This window comes from Arthrobacter sp. 05N33_2, assembly GCF_056397425.1.
The window spans coordinates 1-17,606 of the sequence record NZ_JBFTNJ010000014.1; the positions used below are offsets into that span (position 1 = coordinate 1).

At 67.9% G+C, this 17,606-nt stretch carries 14 protein-coding genes; 8 read left to right on the forward strand and 6 right to left on the reverse strand.

Annotated features, from left to right (window positions below; genetic code table 11):
* Positions 1-32: 32 nt before the first annotated feature.
* The 3 genes from exaC to AC1DHX_RS09215 form a co-directional block, all read right to left on the reverse strand.
* Entirely contained in the window at positions 33-1,556 is a 1,524-nt protein-coding gene (gene exaC / locus AC1DHX_RS09205) for an acetaldehyde dehydrogenase ExaC (protein ID WP_230008636.1), read from the reverse strand.
* Between the two features lie 144 nt (positions 1,557-1,700).
* A complete protein-coding gene (locus AC1DHX_RS09210; protein ID WP_476851253.1) occupies positions 1,701-3,080 on the reverse strand; it encodes a GAF domain-containing protein in 1,380 nt (459 codons plus the stop codon).
* Positions 3,081-3,195: 115 nt separating this feature from the next.
* Positions 3,196-4,641: an FAD-dependent oxidoreductase gene (locus AC1DHX_RS09215; protein ID WP_476899971.1), complete on the reverse strand. Its 1,446-nt coding sequence runs from the start codon at positions 4,639-4,641 to the stop codon at positions 3,196-3,198.
* A 151-nt stretch (positions 4,642-4,792) separates the two neighbouring features.
* Here AC1DHX_RS09215 and rarD point away from each other — a divergent pair, with 151 nt between their 5' ends.
* From rarD to AC1DHX_RS09235, 4 genes are all read left to right on the forward strand, one after another.
* The gene (rarD, locus tag AC1DHX_RS09220; RefSeq protein ID WP_476859354.1) at positions 4,793-5,797 is read left to right on the forward strand and encodes an EamA family transporter RarD; all 1,005 of its coding nucleotides are present in this window, start codon (positions 4,793-4,795) and stop codon (positions 5,795-5,797) included.
* 92 nt (positions 5,798-5,889) lie between these two features.
* Positions 5,890-6,294, forward strand: coding sequence for a DUF7793 family protein (locus AC1DHX_RS09225; protein ID WP_223913730.1), 405 nt, complete (start codon positions 5,890-5,892; stop codon positions 6,292-6,294).
* Positions 6,281-7,813: a putative bifunctional diguanylate cyclase/phosphodiesterase gene (locus tag AC1DHX_RS09230; RefSeq protein WP_476859353.1), complete on the forward strand. Its 1,533-nt coding sequence runs from the start codon at positions 6,281-6,283 to the stop codon at positions 7,811-7,813. The genes AC1DHX_RS09225 and AC1DHX_RS09230 overlap by 14 nt, the downstream gene beginning before the upstream one ends.
* Positions 7,814-7,863: 50 nt before the next feature.
* A complete protein-coding gene (locus AC1DHX_RS09235; protein WP_476863705.1) occupies positions 7,864-8,694 on the forward strand; it encodes a class I SAM-dependent methyltransferase in 831 nt (276 codons plus the stop codon).
* Here AC1DHX_RS09235 and AC1DHX_RS09240 read toward each other — a convergent pair.
* Positions 8,661-9,533: a universal stress protein gene (locus tag AC1DHX_RS09240; protein WP_223913727.1), complete on the reverse strand. Its 873-nt coding sequence runs from the start codon at positions 9,531-9,533 to the stop codon at positions 8,661-8,663. The genes AC1DHX_RS09235 and AC1DHX_RS09240 overlap by 34 nt on opposite strands.
* Positions 9,534-9,726: 193 nt before the next feature.
* On the opposite strand from AC1DHX_RS09240, the gene AC1DHX_RS09245 reads away from it, so the two are divergent.
* Positions 9,727-10,509, forward strand: coding sequence for an AMIN-like domain-containing (lipo)protein (locus AC1DHX_RS09245; RefSeq protein ID WP_476859351.1), 783 nt, complete (start codon positions 9,727-9,729; stop codon positions 10,507-10,509).
* A 164-nt stretch (positions 10,510-10,673) separates the two neighbouring features.
* Here the strand turns inward: AC1DHX_RS09245 and gabT are convergent, their stop codons facing one another.
* A complete protein-coding gene (gene gabT, locus AC1DHX_RS09250; RefSeq protein WP_223913725.1) occupies positions 10,674-12,038 on the reverse strand; it encodes a 4-aminobutyrate--2-oxoglutarate transaminase in 1,365 nt (454 codons plus the stop codon).
* A gap of 77 nt (positions 12,039-12,115) precedes the next feature.
* A complete protein-coding gene (locus tag AC1DHX_RS09255; RefSeq protein WP_476899972.1) occupies positions 12,116-13,546 on the reverse strand; it encodes a gamma-aminobutyraldehyde dehydrogenase in 1,431 nt (476 codons plus the stop codon).
* A 146-nt stretch (positions 13,547-13,692) separates the two neighbouring features.
* Between AC1DHX_RS09255 and AC1DHX_RS09260 the strand changes: the two genes are divergently transcribed.
* From AC1DHX_RS09260 to AC1DHX_RS09270, 3 genes are all read left to right on the forward strand, one after another.
* Positions 13,693-15,135, forward strand: coding sequence for a PucR family transcriptional regulator (locus AC1DHX_RS09260; RefSeq protein ID WP_476899973.1), 1,443 nt, complete (start codon positions 13,693-13,695; stop codon positions 15,133-15,135).
* Positions 15,136-15,303: 168 nt separating this feature from the next.
* Positions 15,304-16,596, forward strand: a complete 1,293-nt coding sequence (locus AC1DHX_RS09265; RefSeq protein ID WP_476859349.1) for an MFS transporter — start codon at positions 15,304-15,306, stop codon at positions 16,594-16,596.
* Entirely contained in the window at positions 16,593-17,273 is a 681-nt protein-coding gene (locus AC1DHX_RS09270; RefSeq protein WP_223913963.1) for a FadR/GntR family transcriptional regulator, read from the forward strand. The genes AC1DHX_RS09265 and AC1DHX_RS09270 overlap by 4 nt, the downstream gene beginning before the upstream one ends.
* The last annotated feature ends 333 nt before the right edge of the window (positions 17,274-17,606 follow it).

Sequence of the window (17,606 nt, forward strand, 5' to 3'; positions counted from 1 at the left end):
TGCGCGATCCGCCCCGCCCGGGTCAGTGCGGCTTAGAAGAAGCCGAGCTTGTTCTCGTTGTAGCTGACCAGGAGGTTCTTGGTCTGCTGGTAGTGGTCCAGCATCATCGAGTGGTTCTCGCGGCCGATGCCGGAAGACTTGTACCCGCCGAACGCGGCCCCTGCCGGGTAGGCGTGGTAGTTGTTGACCCACACGCGGCCGGCCTGGATCTCGCGGCCGGCGCGGTAGGCGACGTTGCCGTTGCGGGACCAGACGCCGGCACCGAGGCCGTACAGGGTGTCGTTGGCGATGCCCATGGCGTCGTTGTAGTCGCTGAAGCGGGTCACGGAAACAACCGGGCCGAAGATTTCCTCCTGGAAGATCCGCATCTTGTTGTGGCCCTCGAAAATGGTGGGCTGGACGTAGTAGCCGCCGGCCAGGTCTCCGGGCATTTCGGCCCGGGCACCGCCGGTGAGCACCTTGGCGCCCTCCTGCTTTCCGATGTCAATGTAGGAGAGGATCTTTTCCAGCTGGTCGTTGGAGGCCTGGGCACCGAGCTGGGTTTCGGTGTCCAGCGGGTTGCCCTGGATGATTTTCTCCACCCGGGCCACGGCGTCGGCCATGAAGGATTCGTAGATGTCTTCCTGGATCAGGGCGCGCGACGGGCAGGTGCAGACTTCACCCTGGTTGAAGGCGAAGAGCGTGAAGCCCTCCTGGGCCTTGTCGTAGAACGCGTCATTGGTGTCCGCGACGTCGTTGAAGAAGATGTTCGGGCTCTTGCCGCCAAGCTCCAGCGTGACCGGAATCAGGTTCTGGCTGGCGTACTGGCTGATCAGGCGGCCCGTGGAGGTTTCGCCGGTGAAGGCGATCTTGCGGATGCGGGGGCTGGAGGCCAGTGGCTTGCCGGCCTCGACGCCGAAGCCGTTGACCACATTGAGGACACCGGCCGGCAGCAGGTCGCCGATGAGTTCCATCAGCACCAGGATCGAAGACGGCGTCTGCTCGGCCGGCTTCAGGACGACGGCGTTGCCGGCGGCGAGGGCCGGGGCGAGCTTCCAGACGGCCATGAGGATCGGGAAGTTCCAGGGGATGATCTGGCCGACGACGCCGAGCGGCTCGTGGTAGTGGTAAGCGGTGGTGTCGTCGTCGAGCTGGGACAGCCGGCCCTCCTGGGCGCGGACGGCGGAGGCGAAGTAGCGGAAATGGTCGGCGGCGAGCGGAATGTCGGCGTTGAGGGTCTCGCGGATCGGCTTGCCGTTGTCCCAGGACTCGGCGACGGCGAGCATCTCGGTGTTCTCATCGATCCGGTCGGCAATCTTGTTCAGGATCGCGGCACGCTCGGCCACGGAGGTCTTGCCCCAGGACGGTGCAATCTTGTGGGCGGCATCCAGCGCCAGTTCGATGTCCTCGGCGGTGCCGCGGGCCACCTCGCAGAAAGCCTTGCCGGTCACCGGGGTGATGTTCTCGAAGTACTGTCCCTTGACCGGCGCAACCCACTCGCCACCGATCCAGTTTTCGTAGCGGTCCTTGAAGGTGACCTTCGAGCCCTCGGTTCCGGGCTGGGCGTAAACAGTCATTGCTAGCTCCTTTGCTGTGCAAGATGGGGGGCTGCAAGGCGCTTCCGGCCCCCGTTGCACCCAGCGTAGGCGCGTGAAGGTTGCAGTCAGGTTGCAACCGGAGTGAGCCAGGTCACTGCGGGGCATTCCGGCGGTCCGCGACGGTCAGGCGCTTAGCTCGCGGTCCAGCCGTTCCAGATCGGCGACGACGGCGGCGCGCTTGGGCGAGCGCGGCGCCAGCAGCTTCAGCGCGGCGATGCGGACGTCGACGTCGTCCTTTGCTTCGGGCAGCGCGGCGTATTTCAGGAGCGATTCCGCGCTGCCGTCCGTCAACAGGGCCTCGCGCATCAGCGCGGAGACCCTGGCCCGCAGCTCCACGATGCCGGGGGCCTCGGAGCGGGGCAGCACGGCGCCGCGGTAGATTTCCAGCGCTATCCGGTGGGCGCCGCGCTGCAGGCAGTCCAGCACCTGTCCGGCGTCGGGGACCAGGTCCAGCGGCAGCCGGTAGGGGCGTGATTGCGGCACGGCATCGGGGTTGAGCTGCTGAAGTACCTTGCGCAGCCGCACCATCTCGGCGCGCAGCGTCATGGTGGAGGCGTCCCCGGGGTACAGGAGGGCGCAAAGCTCCTCGGCATTCAGCCCCGCCGGGTGGGTGCTGAGCAGGGCCAGGATCTCGCTGTGCCGGGCGGACATGGCCACGGTGCGGCCGTCAATGCTGAGCAGGGCCTGGTCGCGGCCGAGCAACTGGAGGCTGTTGCGGTAGAGGCTGCTGGCGCCCGGTCCCCCGGCCGTTTTCGGCGTCGAGTTCCGCCGCCTGGACGGCGAGGACTGGCCGGCGGCGGCCAGCTGCAGCCGCTCGACCCGCAGATGCGCCTGGGCCGCGGCGACCGTCGCCTCTACCAGCGACAACGTATGCGGGGCCACGGCCGACTCCGTGCCGGTGATGTCCACGACCCCCAGCAGGGCGCCGGAATCCGGATCGTGGAACGGCACCGCCGTACAGCTCCACGGATGCACGGAGCGCTTGTAGTGCTCGGCGCCGGAGATCTGGATTCCCCGGCCCAGGGCCAGCGCGGTGCCGGGGGCGCTGGTGCCGACCGTCGCCTCGGACCAGTCGGCGCCCGGGACGAACATCATGCCCTCGGCCCGGCGCTGCAGGGCGGCGTCCCCTTCCACCCAGAGGAGCCTGCCGACCTCGTCACCCACGGCTACCAGCATTCCGCTGTCGTGGCTGGGCAGGACCAGGAGCTTGTGGATCACGGGCATGATGGCGGCCAGGGGGTGCTGGCGGCGGTATTCTTCGAGTTCCTCGCGGTCCATGGCCAGCGGCGCCTCGGGGTTGTCCGGGTTGGCCTGCAGCCGGACGGAGCGCTGCCACGATTCCTGAATCAGGGTGCTGATCCCGGGCAACTGCAGGCCCTCGGAGAACGCCATTCCACGGGAATCCAGCTGCTCATGGCCCGCGCTGGCATATTGCTGGCGCAGCGCTGCGGTGACTCCGCCTGCCGGCGGCAACAGTGCTGCGGGATGGACCAGTTTCCTCATTGAACTCCCACCGGACGGGCTCGACGGCGTGCCGAAGGCCGCCTCGTCCGGCCCAGTCTAGTTCCGCGCGGGGCGTTTGGAAACGCACCGGCCTGCCGCCTCAGGCTGTCACAGCCTAGCCGCGGGAAATCTCGATCATGTCCTCGCGCGGCACCACCTTGATGCGCTCCCGTTCGATGCCGTTGGCGGACTCCGCCGCGGACCACTCGGCGCCGAGGGCGAGCTCGTGGGCATCGAGCTTGATCCACCCTTCCCACGTGGTGTACTCGATGCCGCGCTCCTGGAGCAGGTCGATGATGGCCTGCGGGTCCGGGTTCTGCGCCGGCGGCAGCGTCAGCCGGTCCTCCAGCAGGAAGCCGATGGTCTCCAGCGCGTCGCCCTTGGTGTGGCCGATCAGCCCGACGGGGCCGCGCTTGATCCAGCCCGTGGCGTAGATTCCGGGCACGGGGTTGCCCTCGGCGTCGAGCACGCGGCCGCCTTCGTTCGGGACGACGCCGCGGCGGGCATCGTATTCCAGCTCATCCAGCGGCGAAYCGTGGTAGCCGATCGCGCGGTAGACGGCCTGGACCGGGTAGTCGAGGAACTCACCGGTGCCCTTGACGTTCCCGGTGCCGTCCAGCTGCATGCGTTCGAACTTGATGCCGGCGACCTTGCCGGGGTTCGCGGCGTCGTCTGTTGTTCCATAGATTTCGACGGGGCTGTGCAGGAAGTGCAGGTGCAGCCGGCGCGAGGACGGTTCCTCGGCCTCGGCGTGCTCCTCGACGAGCCAGTTCGTGAGGGTGTTGACCATGGTCCGGATCTGGTTGTTGCTGCGAATGGCCTCGTCCGAAGCCTCGTCGAATTCGAAGTCCTCTGGATACAGGACGATGTCCACGTCCTTGGCGTGACTGAGTTCGCGCAGCTCCAGCGGCGTGAACTTCACCTGGGCCGGGCCGCGGCGGCCAAACACGTGGACGTCGGTGACCGGCGAATCCTTGAGCGCCCGGTAGACGTTGTCCGGGATTTCGGTGACCAGGAGTTCATCGGCGTGCTTGACCAGCATGCGGGCCACGTCGAGGGCCACATTCCCGTTGCCGATCACCGCAATCTCCTTGGCCTCCAGCGGCCAGTCCCGCGGCACGTCCGGGTGGCCGTCGTACCAGGAGACGAAGTCGGCCCCGCCGAAGGATCCCTCCAGGCCGATCCCGGGAATATCCAGGTCCGCGTCCTTGATGGCGCCGGTGGAGAAGATGACGGCGTCGTAGAACGCGCGGAAGTCATGCAGCGTCAGGTCCCGGCCATAGGTGACGTTGCCGAGGAACCGGATGTCGCCGCGGTCCAGGACCTTGTGGAGCGCGTTGACAATGCCCTTGATCCGCGGATGGTCGGGAGCCACTCCGTAGCGGATGAGGCCGTAGGGCGCCGGATACGCCTCGAAGAGGTCGATGCTGACCTGGAAGTCGCCGTCCTTGACCTCATTGGACTTCGTCAGGATGTCCGCGGCGTAGACACCGGCCGGGCCGGCGCCAACAATCGCGACACGGAGGGGACGAGAGGATGTGGATTCGGCCGAGTTGGACACCGGGAGCCCTTCTGAGTCTTAGGGACAGCGCCAGTAGTTACAGCGCACAGGCCCCCATTCTAAATGTGACCGGCCCGCTCGCGCTCCGATTGGCAGGAATAGGCGCCGCGCAGGTGGTGTTATTGGTCTTGTGTCTAAGCCCGAAGGATCCTTGTCCCCCGCCCCATTGACAGCGCCGGCCGGCCCGGCCGCTGGGGCGGGGCCGGCGCCGGCCCGGCCGGGCGGACCGGCACCGGTGGACAAGGACACGACGGCGGGAATCCTGTTCGGTATCGGCGCCTACGGGCTCTGGGGGCTGCTGCCCCTGTACTTCTACGTCCTGCATCCGGCCGGTGCGGTCGAAATCGTCGCCAACCGGGTGGTCTGGTCCCTCCTGTTCTGCGTCCTGCTCATCACCGTCACACGGTCCTGGCGGGTGCTGGCTGCTGCTTTCCGGGACCGCACGGTGATTGGGCCGCTGTCCATCGCCGCTGCCCTGATCGCGGTGAACTGGCTGACGTACACCTACGGCGTGACCACCGGCCAGGCTGTCGAGGCCTCCCTGGGCTACTTCATCAACCCGCTGGTCTCCGTATTGCTGGGGGTCTTCGTCCTGAAGGAGAAGCTGCGGCCGCTGCAGTGGGCCGCCGTCGGCATCGGCTTCGTGGCCGTCGGGGTGCTGACGGTCTCCTACGGCAAGCTCCCCTGGATAGCACTGACACTCGCGCTGAGCTTTGGCCTGTACGGATTCGTCAAGAAGCGCGTGGGCCCGCGGGCGGAGGCGATCACAAGCCTTACCGTGGAGACGATCGTCCTGGCGCCCGTAGCTGCGGCCACCATGATCTTCCTCGCGGTCAGCGGGTCGGCAACTCTGGCCGGAAACGGTGCGGGCCATTTCTGGCTGCTGGTGGCGTCGGGCGTCATCACCGCGGTGCCCCTGCTGTTCTTCGGCGCGTCCGCCCGCCGTCTGCCGATGACCACGATCGGGCTGCTGCAGTACTTCGCGCCCGTCCTGCAGTTCATCGTGGCGCTCGTCGTGTTCAAGGAAACCATGACACCTGACCGGTGGGCCGGTTTCGGCGTCGTCTGGCTGGCGCTGCTGGTACTGACCGTGGACATGCTGCACACGGCCCGGAAGAACTCCGTGACCCGGAAACGGGCCCGCGCCGCCGCCTAGCACTACCCCCCCGGCGGGTTGGCGGCCTGCTTACCCCTGCCGCCGTGCGTTAGTGTCATCATGAAGGGGACATGTCGGGGCGAAATTGAGGATTGCTGGTGCCACAAGAGGATCGTGAAACTCAGGGCGGGCGCGACATCTCGTCCCTGGACTTCGACAGCAACGGCATCTTGCGCCTTCAGTGGGCCCGCGGCGTGGTGATTGATGCCCCCAACGCCCAGCTGGCCATGGATCGTGTCAATGAGTTGTGCGGCGGCCGGCCCACGCCGCTGCTGATCGACATGGCCACCACGGAGTCCGTCAGCCGGGCCGCCCGGGCCGTGTTCGCCAAGCACTGCGACGCCTCGGCAATCGCGCTCCTCGGCTCCTCCGCCGTGGACCGGGTCCTCGCCAACTTCTTCCTCGGCGTCAATTCCGCGCCGGTTCCGACACGCTTTTTCACCAACGGTGAAGAGGCGGTCCGCTGGCTGACCTCGCAGGGCCATGACGGGGCGTGATGATGACCGCCGCCTCGAGGACCTCGTGGACGGCATCGTCGTACTGTCCTCGGGCGATCTGTCGAACCGGCTGCCGGTCTCACCGGCCCGGGACGGGATAGACGCAGTCACCACCGGCATCAACCTCCTGGCCGAAGAGCTTCAGAGCATGTACGAGGACCTGGAAGTCCGGGTCGCCGAGCGGACCGCGCTCCTGGAGGCGGCCAAAGCCGAACTCCGGCGCGTCATCAACACCGATGAGCTGACCGGCCTGGCCAGCCGCTCGCTGCTGCAGGAAAAAGTGGCCGAAGCCGTTGCCGGGGCCGGCACGGGACGCCAGCCGGCCCTGATCCTGATGGACCTTGATTCCTTCCGGCTCATCAACGACAGCCTCGGCCACGCCGCCGGGGACGCCGTGCTGCGCGAGACGGCCCTGCGGCTTAGCGCCGCGGCCGGACCGGGCCACTTGATCGCGCGCCTCAGCGGCGATGAATTCGCGGTGCTCGTCGCGGACCAGGACACGGAGTCCGTGCTGCAGACCGCTGCCCGGCTCGGCGAATCACTGAAGGACAGAATCGTTGCCGGCGGTGTGGCGGTCGCCCTCACGGCCGGCACCGGTGTCCGGCTGGGGGAACCGGGCCTGCGAAGCGAGGAACTCATCCGCGATGCCGACATCGCCATGCACGAGGCCAAGAAACGCGGCAGGGACACCCTCCTGGTGTTTTCCGCGGCCATGCACGAGGCCGCCAAGCAGCGGGTCCACCAGGTGGCGGAGCTGCGGACGGCACTGGCGATGGACCAGCTCGAGCTGGAGTACCAGCCCATCATGGACCTGCGCACCGGAGCGATCGCCGGCGCCGAGGCCCTGATCCGCTGGCGCCACCCCGCCTTGGGCCTGCTGGGGCCGGATACCTTCCTCGACGCCGCCGACGAGGCCGGGCTCACCGTGGAAATCGGCCACTGGGTGCTCCGGAACGCCATCGCACAAACCGGCCGCTGGAAGTCAGATCCGGGGCTTTCCGCGGACTTCAGCACGCACATCAACCTCTCCCCCGCGGACCTGCACCACGTCGATCTGGCACCCTACGTCGAAGGCCTGCTGGCCCAGCACGGCGTCGAGCCCCTCCATATTTCGATCGAAATCACCGAAACCGCGATCATGCGCGGCGGCCCCGAGGTGGCCGCCACCATGCAGTCACTCAATGACCTCGGCGTCCGGATCGAGATCGACGACTTCGGCACCGGCTATTCCTCCATCAGCTACCTGCGCACGCTCCCCGCCGCGCAGGCGAAGATCGATAAGTCCCTGCTCGACGGGCTGACCACGGACCGGCAGCAGGAAACCTTCGTCGCCGCCATCCTGCAGCTGATCCATTCGGCCGGGCTGGGCGCCGTCGCCGAAGGCATCGAGGACAGGGAGCAAGCCAACAGGCTGCGGCAGCTGAACTGCGAATTCGGCCAGGGCTATTTCTTCAGCCGCCCGCTCCCGGTGGCGGACATGACGGACCTGCTCGGGCACAGAGACGGCGCCGTCGCGTGAGCGTTCCGGCGGGCAGACGCAAGACAGGAACACGCAAGACAGGAAAACGCGTGCACAGGGTGGCAGACACTGTCCGGCTCGCGGCCAGGGTTGCCGTGCTCTCCCTGCACCGTCCGAGCCGCCCGGACCGGCGCTGGGATGCCTTCTGGCGCGGCGTGTCCCAGGGGTCCCTCCGGGAACCGGTCATTTGGGACGCAGCCCCGGGCGCCGGGAACGAAGAGATCCGGCACCACCTGCAGGTGATGGCCGGCGCGATGGACACCAGCCTTCCGGTGATCGATCTCGGCTGCGGGAACGGCACCATCACACGGCGACTCACCGCCATCTTCGCCTCGGTCCTCGGCGTCGACGTCTCACCCCAGGCCGTGGCAGCCGCGCATTCCGCGCAGCCGCAGGTCGCTGGCCTCAGTTTCCGGAGCCTGGATGCCACGCAGCCGGCCGCGGCGGCTGCGCTGGCGCGCGAACTCGGCGACGCCAACGTCTTTGTCCGCGGCGTGCTCCATGTCCTCAGCCGGCGTCGGCAGGCACGCCTCGCAGGCTCCATCGAAGCACTCCTGGGAACCCGGGGCAGGATCTACCTCGTCGAAACGAACGTCCCGGGCGGCGCCCTGAGCTACCTGAGGGAACTCGGCGCCACCGGCAAGCGGATCCCGGGACCGCTCCGCCAGGCCATTGCCTCGTTGCCGAAACCGGGCCACTTCGGTGCCGGGCAACGCTCCCGCGTGTTTCCCCCGGACCGCTGGACCCTCATCGCGGAGGGACCCACCGTCCTGAAGACGGTGCCGATGGAGGCCGGTGGACCGCCCAGCAACATTCCCGCGTATTGGGCGGTCCTGGCCCCGGGGCCTCAGACCTCCGGGAAGGCATCCACCCGCTGGTAGTCGCGCGGGACCACGACCATGGGAACGGGGAGCGCCCGCAGCACCTTGAAAGCCGTGCTGCCAATGAACAGTTTGTGCTTCTCCGCCAGGCGGGAGGACCCGACGATCATGACCTCGCCGTCGTCCCATTCCAGGTCATCGATCGCTTCCTCGATCGTGCGGCCGTGGGCGACCTCCACGCTGACGTGGTGGCCCTCGGGCAGACGGTGCGCGGCGGCAGCGAGGACGGTGTTGGCGTGGATGTGGGCGGCGTTGACGTTCTCCCCGCCGTCCCCCTCGACGTCCAGTTCCACGAGGGAAACCAGCCGAAGTGGCACCCCGCGGCGCTCGGCGGATTCGATCGCGACGTCGATCGCCGCCTCCGCTCCGACGCGCTGGCCCACCGCGAGGGTCAGACGCGTGATGGCTTCGGTATGGCGGTAGCCGCGCGGCGCCAGTGCCACCGGAACCGGGGCAGCGTGCAGCAGGGCGTTGGCCACATTGCCCACGGTATGGCGCTTGAACAGGCCGCTGCTGGCGGCACCCACCACGATCAAGCCTGCCCTGTACTCGAGTGCGGCCTCAATGAGGCCGGCCGCGAACGATTCTGCCTGTCGGACATGGAAGTGCGCCTCCAGCCCCTCAGGGACCAGTTCCATTCCCTGGCGTTCCGCTGAGCGGATCTGCTGCTCCGCGGCGCTGACCTGGTTTCCTTCCGGATTCATCGCCACATAGGGCGTGTGCCGATCCACCACATAGACCAGGTCGAGATGCGCTCCCTGCGCGCGGGCCATGGCTGAGGCCAGGGCAACGGCGTCCGCACCACGTTCGGTGGGTGTATAGCCGACTACGTATCGCATGTATGAACCCCTTTTTGGGTCTGGGGCAGATGCCAGCTGCGCCCCGGGGGTTCCGGGCGACGTCGGCCGGTCTGCGTTCCTGCAGTGGATAGGAACGACTCTAGTCCAGCGGAACCTCAAAAAGGTGGTGACTTATTACCCTGACCAGCACAATCTTCCGGACCTACGCTGGAATGGTCGAGGGGAGCGCACCATGGACGCCATTCGCAACGGACGGACCCGGACGCGGGCCGCGGGACTGGGAACCCTCACGCTCCTGCTGGTCCTGTCTGCCTGCACGCCGCCGGCCCCGCAGCCCTCCGCTGGCAGCCAGCCGCCGTCGCAGTCCCCGACCGCCTCCGCCGGCCCGACCGCCAGCCCGTCGCCGTCGGCAACCGGGGATGCCGACGAAACGGCACCGCCGCAATCAGGCGACAAGGTGATCTCCTCCACGGTCACCCACGACTGGTCCGTGCCGGGGCCAACCACTCCGTTCCACACGGACCACAAGAACCCTGTGCCGATCGCGCCCCCGCCGGCGGCACCGCTGCCGACGCTGTCCGCCATCGGCGCGGGCCAGCACCCCTCCGACGCGCCGCCGTACGACCAGTTGAGCTTCCGCTTCACCGGCGGCTTCCCCAGCTACGACGTCGAAATGGTCCCCGAACTCGTCGACGACGGCAGCGGCCTGCCCATCCCGATGCCCGGCACGGGAACCCTCCTCGAGGTGACCTTCCGCGGGGCCCAGTCACACACCGCGGACGGCACGGCCAGCACCGTGACCAGTGCGCCGCCGCCGGCAATCGGATACCAGGCGCTCACCAGCTACGCGCCGGCCGGGGACTTCGAGGGCGTGCTGAGCTACGGGATCGGCGTCGGCCGTCCGATGGGCACGATTCCGGAAACGAAGGTGCGGGTCACTGAGGTGGAGAAGATCGAGCAGGGCCAGCACCTGTACGTGGTGGCGATCCAGCTGGACGCGACCGCCTGGAAGTAGGACCGGATGCAGGGCCCGGATGCAGGGCCGAAAAAAGCCAGGCCGGAAACAGCGGAGGAGCCACGGACATGGTGTCCGCGGCTCCTCCGCTGTGTCGCCCGTTTTCGGGTAGCACCGGCTCGCCGGGAAAGGATCGCCTTCCCGGCAGCTCATTGGGCCTTGGGCTAGGCGTTGGCCTTAATGGCCGCGGCCAGGACCCCGAGGCCGTCCAGCAGCAGCTCGTCGCTGATGACCAGCGGCGGCAGCAGCCGGATGACGTTGCCGTAGGTGCCGCAGGTGAGGATGATGACACCCTCCTTGAGGCAGGCTGCGGCGACGGCCTTGGTCAGCTCCGGGTTCGGCTCCTTGGAACCGGCCTGGACGAGTTCAATGGCCAGCATGGCGCCGCGGCCGCGGACGTCACCGATCACCGAACCGTCAGCAAGCTCAGCGGCGAGTTCGCGCAGCTTGCCGAGGGCGATCTCTTCAATGTGCTTGGCGCGGCCGTTGAGGTCGTACTGCTCCATCGAGCCGATCGACGCCAGCGCTGCTGCGCACGCCACCGGGTTGCCGCCGTAGGTGCCGCCGAGGCCGCCCGGGTGGACGGCGTCGAGGAGATCGGCGCGGCCAGTGATGGCGGAGAGCGGCATGCCGCCGGCGATGCCCTTGGCCATGGTGATGATGTCCGGGACAACACCTTCGTGGTTCACGGCGAACCATTCACCGGTGCGGCAGAAGCCGGACTGGACCTCATCGGCGATGAACACGATGCCCTTGTCCTTGGCCCAGTCCGCCAGCGCGGGCAGGAACCCGTCGGCGGGGACAATGAAGCCGCCTTCGCCCTGGATCGGTTCGATGATGATCGCGGCAACCTGCTCGCCGCCAATCTGCTTCTCGATCATGGTGATGGCGCGCTTGGCGGCCTCGGCACCGGTGATCTCCGGGTTTTCCTCGCGGAACGGGTAGCTCATCGGCATGCGGTAGACCTCGGGCGCGAACGGGCCGAAGTTGGTCTTGTACGGCATGGCCTTGGCGGTCAGCGCCATGGTCAGGTTGGTGCGGCCGTGGTAGGCGTGGTCGAACGCGACGACGGCGTCCCGGCCGGTGGCCAGGCGGGCCACCTTGACGGCGTTTTCGACCGCCTCGGCGCCGGAGTTGAACAGCACCGTGCGCTTTTCGTGGTCGCCCGGGGTGAGGCGGTTCAGCTGCTCGGCGACGGCGACATAGCCCTCGTACGGCGTGACCATGAAGCAGGTGTGGGTGAAGTGCTCCACGGCTTCCTTCACGGCGCCGACGACGGCGGGGTCCGAGGCTCCGACGCTCGTCACGGCGATGCCGGAGCCGAGGTCAATGAAGGAGTTGCCGTCGACGTCGTGGATGATGCCGCCGTCGGCGTCGGCCACGAAGACCGGGACGCTGGACGCTACGCCGGCGGCGACGACCGCCTTGCGGCGCTCGGTCAGGGCGACGGACTTGGGGCCCGGGAAGTCGGCCTGGACGCGGCGCTTCTGCTCGAGCCGGTAGGTGATGTCATGTGCGGTGGTGGTCATGGGAAGGCCTTCCTAAGCGTGCGGTTGAGGCGCGCGAGTTATGCGTCAGGTTGAGGTAGCAGCGTTATGCGACGGCGTTATGCATCTAATGCAGACATGACGTGCTTGATGCGGGTGTAGTCCTCCACGCCGTACRTGGACAGGTCCTTGCCGTAGCCGGACTGCTTGAAGCCACCGTGCGGCATTTCGGCGGTGAGGAGAATGTGGGTGTTGATCCAGACTGCGCCGAAGTCGAGGTCGCGGCTCAGGCGCATGGCGGTACCGTGGTTCGTCGTCCAGACGCTCGAGGCCAGGGCGTAGTCGACGTCGTTGGCCAGTTCCRCGGCCTCGTCCTCGGTGCTGAACTTCTGCACCGTGATGACCGGGCCGAACGTTTCCTTTTGGACGATGTCATCGCTCTGCTTGGCGCCGGTGACGATGGTGGGCTCGAAGAAGAAGCCCTTCTCGCCCGCGCGGTGGCCGCCGGTCTCGATCCTGCAGTTGGCCGGCAGGTGCTCGACAACTGAGGTGACCGCGTTGAAGTGGTTGACGTTGTTCAGCGGGCCGAAGTAGTTGTCTTCGTCGTTCTGCGAGCCGGTGTGCAGGGTCTTGGTGTGCTCCACCATGGCGGCGACGACGTCGTCGTGCACCGAATCCTGGACGAGGACGCGCGTAATGGCCGTGCAGTCCTGGCCGGCGTTGAAGAAGGCGAACTCGGCGATCGCCGCGGCGCTCTTCTTGATGTCGGCGTCGGCGAACACAATGGCCGGGGCCTTGCCGCCGAGTTCCAGGTGGGCGCGCTTGAGTCCCTTGGCCGCACCCGAGGCGACAGCGATGCCGGCGCGGACGGAACCGGTGATGGAGACCAGGCCGGGGACCTTGTGCTCGACCATCATGGCGCCGGTTTCGCCGGTGCCCAGGACAACGTTCAGGACGCCGGCCGGGAAGATCGCACCGGCGAGCCGGGCCAGCACCAGGGTGGATTCGGGGGTGGTGTCCGAGGGCTTGAGGACCACGGTGTTGCCGGCAGCCAGGGCAGGCCCGATCTTCCAGATGGCCATGAGGAACGGGTAGTTCCAGGGGGCCACCTGCGCAACAACGCCGATCGGCTCGCGCCGCACGTAGGAGGTGTGGCCTTCGAAGTACTCGCCGGCGGACTTGCCTTCCATGATGCGGGCGGCGCCTGCGAAGAAGCGCAGCTGGTCGGCGCCCGCGGCCACTTCCTCGGAGGCGATCAGGGAGCGGACCTGGCCGGTGTTGCGGTGCTGGGCCTCCACGAGCTCGTCACTGTTGGCCTCGACGGCATCCGCCAGCTTGAGCAGCATGAGCTGCCGCTGCCCGGGCGTGGTGTGCTTCCAGGTCTTGAACGCGTTCTTGGCTGCCGTCATGGCGGCGTCGACGTCGGCCTGCACCGAGATCGGCGCCTGCGCCACCACGTCACCGTTGGTGGGGTTCACGATGGGCAGCAATCCTGTGCCGGCGGGGGTGACAAACTCGCCGTTGATGAAGTTCTGCAAGGTTTGAACCACGGTGTACAACCTCTTTCTTACTGCCAATGACGGATGTGTGACTGGTCACGAGCCTATGCCAGCAGGTCAAGGCAGGGAATAGGCACCTGCACACCATCCCCGCAGAACTTTAGTGCGCTTGACCAGCACCCGGCTATCCTGAATCCATGGCCATTTCACTCGCAGCCCTACTGGGAGTTCCGTCCCTGAATCTCACCAAGGCCGGACTCGCCGAAACCACCTGGCACCAGGACATTCTTTGGGTGGCCGTCACCGAACAGGAGGATCCGCAGCGGTTCCTCAATGGCGGCGAACTGATCCTGACGACCGGTATGCGGCTCAAAAGTGCCGCGGAGCAGCGCCGGTTCGTGCGTCAGGTCCAGCGGGCAGGCGCGGTGGGCATCGGGTTCGGGGTCGGCCTGACGCACGACGCCGTTCCGCCGGCCCTGATCGCCGAAGCCAACCGGTGGGGGCTGCCGGTGGTGGAAGTGCCCTACGAGACACCGTTCATCGCGATCGGAAAGCTCGTGGCCGACGCCCAGTCCGCGGACCACCTGGTCAAGCTTGAGCGGCTCATCGCCGGGCACCAGATCCTGGCCCGCGCCCTGCTGACGGGCGGCGGCCTGGCCGAGCTCCTGAAACACCTGGGGTCGATGCTGCGCACCGAGATCGTCCTGACCCAGTTCACCGCCCAGCTGTACAACAGCGTTGCGGGCCACCCGGCGCCCAAGGCCGAGGGCTGGGCGTCCTATCCCATCCCCACGGGACGCCGCGATGCCTGCACCCTGTGGGTGAAGCAGCCGTTCGAGGACWCGGGCATCGTGGGTTACGCCCAAAACCTGATCAGCGTTGAGCTCAACAACATGGTCAAGCAACGGCAGGCGCAGCGGGCGCTGGCGGGCCAGGTCCTCGACGACGTTATCCACGGGACGCTGGAGGCGTCCGAAGCCACCCGGCGCCTGGCCGGCGTCGGCATCAACAGCACCCGCAAGAACGTGGTCCTGCTCGCCGAATCGGCCGCCCACCAGAAGCAGTTGGGCAGCTCTTCGCTGCCCCAGCCGCTGGCCGCGGCGGTCGGCTCCGTCGTCGGGAAGGACCTCGTGGTGGTGGTGGCCGACGACGGCAGCGGCGCGAGCGCCCTTGCCCGCAGCCTCAGCGACCACCTCGCCGAGGCCGGGATCCAYGCCACGATCGGCMTAGGCGGGGCGTACACCAAGCCCAACGGCCTGCGCTGGAGCTATTTCGAGGCCCGTGACGCGGCCAGCCACGGGCTGCCGGTCAACGAGCCCGAGCGGCTGAGTCTGACCTCGCTGCTGCTCGCGAGCGAGGACGTTCCGCTGGCGGACATGGCCAACGAATCACTGAACCCGCTGCGGGCCTTCGACGCGGCGCACGGCGCCGAACTCATGGCCACGCTGGAAAGCTACCTCGGCAACAACGGCTCGGTGGCGGCCGTTGCCGAGGAACTGACGCTGCACCGCAATACGGTCCGCTACCGGCTGGCGCAGATCACCGAACTCACCGGATACGACCCCGCACAGACAGCGGACCGGGTGCAGCTCTGGCTCGCGCTCGCGGTGCAGCGGCTCAGCGCCCGGCACCCGCGCTGACCGCGCTGACCGCGCTTCCAGTCCGGCCCGCAGGCAACGCGGGGTCACTTAGCGCCCATTGAGCGGCCCGGGATGGGCGCTACGTGACCCCGCGTTGCTTTCTGTCACCTGCAGAGATATTCGCCACTAAAGGCTGAGTCTCAAACATCAAACGTCTAACCTTTAGCTATGGCTAGCAGCACGGCGGTTTCCGCACTTTCCCAGACAGCTCCACCCGGCGCGGTCCGCCCGCGGGGCGTGATCGTGGCCGGCGTCGTGGCGCTCGTGCTCATCGGGCTCAACCTGCGTGCCGGCATCACCGGCGCCGCCGCGCTTTTCCACGACCTGCAGGCTGTCCTGGGCTACGGCCCGCTGATCGCAGCGCTGCTCCCCTCGATCCCCACGCTGTGCTTCGCGGTGGCCGGCGCTGCCACGTCCTGGCTCACCCGGCAGCTGGGGCTGGAAAAAGCCATCCTGCTCTCCCTCGTGATGCTGGCGGCCGGGCTGCTGCTCCGCGGCGTCCCGTCCACCGGGATGCTGTTGGCCGGCACCGTGGCGGGGATGTCCGGGCTGGCCATCTGCAACGTGGCCATGCCCTCTTTCATCCGCGTGCACTTTGCGGACCGCACGTCCCTCATGACCGCCGTCTACACGCTGACCATGACCACAGGCGCCACTGCCACCGCCGTGCTGATCGTTCCGGTGGCCCAGGCCCTGGGCTCGCCGTCGGCGGGCGTCGGCGCGATCGGATTCCTGGCCCTGGGGGCGTGCCTCGGCTTCCTCCCGATCGCGGTGCACGCCCATCGCAACGCATCCCCCGGCAAGGCCGCCCGGGTTTCGCCGTGGCCCCTGCTGCGGACCCGCACCGGCGCGATGATCACGCTGGGCTTCACAGTGCAGGCGCTCCTGGCCTACGCCGTGCTCAGCTGGTTCCCCTACATGCTGGCCACGACGGGGCTCTCCGCGTCCGACAGCGGGCTGATGTTCGGGCTCATGCAGCTCGTCTCCGTCCCCGCCGGCATGGTGCTGGTGGCCATCGGATCACGCCCCCGGATGCTTCGGACCGCGTTCTATCTGGCCACCGTGACCATGGCCCTCGGCGTCCTCTCGATGCTGGTCGTGCCGACGGACTGGGCTCCTTTGACCGCGGTGCTGCTGGGATTCGGACTCGGCATTTTCCCGCTGGTCATGGTGATGATCAGCCGCAGCGGCCGCAGCACGTCCGAGACCACCGCGCTGTCCACCGTGGCGCAGTCCGCCGGGTATCTGCTGGCGACGCTCGGCCCGTTCGGCATGGGCCTGCTGCACAGCGCCACCAATTCCTGGACGTTGCCGTTGGCCCTGCTGCTGGCCGTGGCCCTTGGCCAGATCGCGGTGGGCCACCTGCTCTCGGCCGGACCGAAGGAGCTGCGGGCCAAGGAACTGGCAGCCAAAAAGCTGCGGGCCACCGCCCCGCACGCCCCGGAAGGAATCCGGCGATGACACTCACAGCTTCGCACCGGCCACCGCTGGCGGAGGAAATCACTGCCAAGCTGCGGGCCCTGATCCACTCGGGCGAGTGGCCGCTGCAGCAGCGCATTCCGGCCGAACCTGAGCTGATGGCCGCCTTTGGGGTCTCCCGTGGCACCCTGCGTGAGGCCATCAAAGCGCTGGCCCACAGCGGAATGCTCGAGGTCCGCCGCGGGGACGGCACGTATGTCCGCGCCACGAGCGAGATCGCAGGCGCCACGCAGCGGATGTATGAGGACCACTCCCAGGAGCACATCCTCGAGGTCCGGGTCGGGCTGGACACCCAGGCGGCCCGGCTCGCTGCACGCCATGCGACAGCCGACGACCTCACCGCCCTGCGCGGTTTGCTCACCGCCCGCCGTGCCGCCTGGCTCGCCGAGGACTACGCCGCGTGGGCCCGGGCAGACTGGGACTTCCATGCGCGCGTGGCGGAGGCGTCCGCCAACCCGCTGCTGCATGAGCTGTATGTCAGTTTCGGCAGCGTATTCCACAACGACTTGCTCCGCCAGCAGCGTCGGGGAGGCTTCAACGGCCTGCCGCACGAGGGCCACGACGAACTCGTGGCCGCAATTGCCGCCCGCGACGAGGCGGCCGCCGTCGAAAGCGTCACCCGTAACCTGAATTCCTGCGCGGAATGGCTCCAGGATTAACCCAAGGCTTTCCCAAGGTGCGCGGAAGATGCTCTGTCTCAGTGGCGGCCGCCACCCGCGCACCGGCCTCGCGGCCAGGCGGGTTTCCGTCATCATCGGCGCCAGCGCCGAGCCCGGACGGCCGGCCCCTGCGCCCAGCAGCAGGGGCCGGCTCGGCCGAGACACCCGGTTCCGCCGCCGCCCATTAGGGTCTTAGTGCCGTAGACCGGACCCGAGCCGCGGTCAACACTAAGAATGGCAGGACGCCGCACGAGGGTGCCCGCGACAAGTGCAGCCGCGCCCCAGTCCCGGGCCGGGGTGCCGGTCTCGTTGGATGACAGTCTCGCCGGTGTC